General features: G+C 70.5%; 3 protein-coding genes. All 3 read right to left on the bottom strand.

Annotated elements, in window-relative coordinates; genetic code table 11:
- Positions 1–109: 109 nt before the first annotated feature.
- Genes VE25_RS19910 through VE25_RS19920 form a run of 3 tightly spaced genes read right to left on the bottom strand, consistent with a single transcriptional unit; the run spans position 110 to position 2,054 of the window.
- The gene (locus tag VE25_RS19910) at positions 110–538 is read right to left on the bottom strand and encodes an NlpC/P60 family protein (RefSeq protein ID WP_046110427.1); all 429 of its coding nucleotides are present in this window, start codon (positions 536–538) and stop codon (positions 110–112) included.
- A gap of 8 nt (positions 539–546) precedes the next feature.
- On the bottom strand, positions 547–1,437 hold the full coding sequence (locus tag VE25_RS19915) for a phage/gene transfer agent baseplate hub protein (protein WP_046110428.1): 891 nt from the start codon (positions 1,435–1,437) through the stop codon (positions 547–549).
- Positions 1,434–2,054, bottom strand: coding sequence for a DUF2460 domain-containing protein (locus tag VE25_RS19920; protein WP_046110429.1), 621 nt, complete (start codon positions 2,052–2,054; stop codon positions 1,434–1,436). Before VE25_RS19920 ends, VE25_RS19915 begins: the two co-directional genes overlap by 4 nt.
- Positions 2,055–2,142 lie beyond the last annotated feature (88 nt).

Raw genomic sequence — 2,142 nt, forward strand, 5'->3', positions numbered from 1 at the left:
CCCTCAATCCCTCCCTCAAGGGGGAGGGAGGCAGATCGTGCCCGCGGCACTATCCTGCCCAAGCCCGCAGGACTGGCATCTCCCCCCTTGCAGAGGAGGCTGGAGGGGGTCAGAGAAACCGCTTCGGAAACTCGAACCGCCCCGCCACCCGCCGCAGCCAGGCCTCGCCGAGCGTCGCCTCGACGACGCCGAGCCGCTCCTGGGCATGAATGAACCGGTCCGGCGCAACGAGGATTCCGCAGTGCCGCGCATGCGCCGCCCGGTTCAGCCGGAACAGCACCACCTGTCCCGCCGCGAGCTCCGGCCCCGCCGGCAGCAGCAGCTCCACCGCCGCCGCCTCCAGCGCCCCGGCATGTTCGGGATCGCGCATGTCCGCCCGATAGGCCGGCACCGGCCTCGGCTCACTGCCGTGAATCTCGCGCCAGACGCCGCGCAGCAGCCCGAGGCAATCGCACCCCGCACCCCTCATCGAGGCCCGATGCCGATACGGCGTACCGAGCCAGTCGCGGGCGAGCCCCGCGATCTCATCCCCGGTCATTGCAAGAGTCATGGCACCACCGGCCGCCCGTCGAGCGCGTCGCCCCGGCGCGGGTGCCGCAGCACGTAGTCGCTGCCGGGGATGTGCGGAAAGCCACGGAAATTCAATGCGTTGGAAAACTTCTTTCCGCACGTCGCGAAGCGCCGGTCGCACCCGGCGTAGACCGTCACCGGATCGCCCTCGGCCACCCACGCGCCCACGCGCCCGGCAAAGCTCAGCACGTCCGCCGCGCCCTCGCGCTCATGGGTCAGCACGGCGTCCGAAACGCCGGAGCGCCTGCCGCCCGTCCAGCGCGCCTCGCCGAACCCGAACCAGCCCGGCTCGAACCCGGCCAGCCCCGAGACGACGACATGGAAATCGTCGCGCACCGCTTCGACCAGAGCCTCGGCCCGGTACGCAGGCGCCTCGAGGTTCACCCGGCAGCGCCCGTCGCCCAGCCGCGCGTCGCAGAGCGAATGATAGACCCGCCCGCTCTTTACATTCAGCGCCTGCGCGGCCGAGCGCAGTTCCGCCCGGAACACGCCGTCCTCACGCACGATCTCGCCGATCGTGTCGCGGCGCTTGAGCTCGCGCTCGTCGGGATCGCGCCAGTTCACCCGCCAGGTCTCGACGCTCGCCCCGTCATAGCGGCCCATGAGGATATCCTCGTCGGCGATCGCCTCGGCCGAGAGCACGCCCAGCACCTCGCCGGTATCGACCTGCGCGCCGAGCTTGACCGTCTCCTCGCCGCCGTCGAGACCGTGCATCGGCAGATAGTCGGTCCCGCCGAAGCGGATGGGCAGGTCATGGTCGGTGAAACCGAGCACCGCCCCGTCTTTGCGCATGAGCCTCCAGCAGGTCGCCAGCGTCGTCGCGCCGCTGGCGAGATGCGCGGCATAGCCAGGGTCGAGCGCCTTCATTCGAGGATCTCCACAAGAGGGATGTCGGGAATGGCTGCGGCGTCGAAGCTCGAAAGCTCCACGTCCAGCCGGTCGATGTCGAAGCGCACCGGCACGTCGAAGAGGAACCCGGCCGTCACCGCCGCGCCCGCCGCCGGCGGAACCGAAAAGCCGACGAGGCCGGTCAGCAGGTCGACGTTCCACCCGCCCGCCGCCTCGGCGCCGTTGACGCCGATCCTCACCGTCCCCGCCACCGGCTTGGTGATCGGCCGGTCATAGGGATCGAAATTCGCACCGTACCGCTTGACGAGCTGGAAGCTCGTGCGCACCCCGTCGCCGGTGCCGATCGTCTGGTCGAACGGCGTCGGCGCGGCTCCGCCCGAGGAAAAGTCGAGCCCGTCGCGCCAGAGGAAACCGTGGAACCGCCCCCGCCGCTCCTCGAAAAAGGCGAGCACCGCCTGCATGTCGGCCAGCGACTTGACGCCGTAGCCGGCATTGTAGCGCCGGCACGAGCGCGTCCACCTCTGGTTGCGCTCCTCGCGCCCGGACGCGAGCGTCACCACATCGGTCCGCCGCTCCGGCCCACCCCTGGCGCCCAGCGCCACGTCGAGGGGAAAACGTATGGGATGAAAGGCCAAGACTTGTCTCCTACTGGATTAGGACTGTCCGCCGCCGACCGTGAGCCCGCCGCCCCTCCCCCTTGAGGGGGGGGGGGGGGGAGGGGAG

It is taken from the genome of Devosia geojensis, from assembly GCF_000969415.1.
GTDB lineage: Bacteria > Pseudomonadota > Alphaproteobacteria > Rhizobiales > Devosiaceae > Devosia > Devosia geojensis.

Coding starts and splice junctions, on each gene's coding strand:
- VE25_RS19910 (WP_046110427.1), bottom strand. CDS start 538: ATGACCGGGGATGAGATCGCGGGGCTCGCCCGCGACTGGCTCGGTACG.
- VE25_RS19915 (WP_046110428.1), bottom strand. CDS start 1,437: ATGAAGGCGCTCGACCCTGGCTATGCCGCGCATCTCGCCAGCGGCGCG.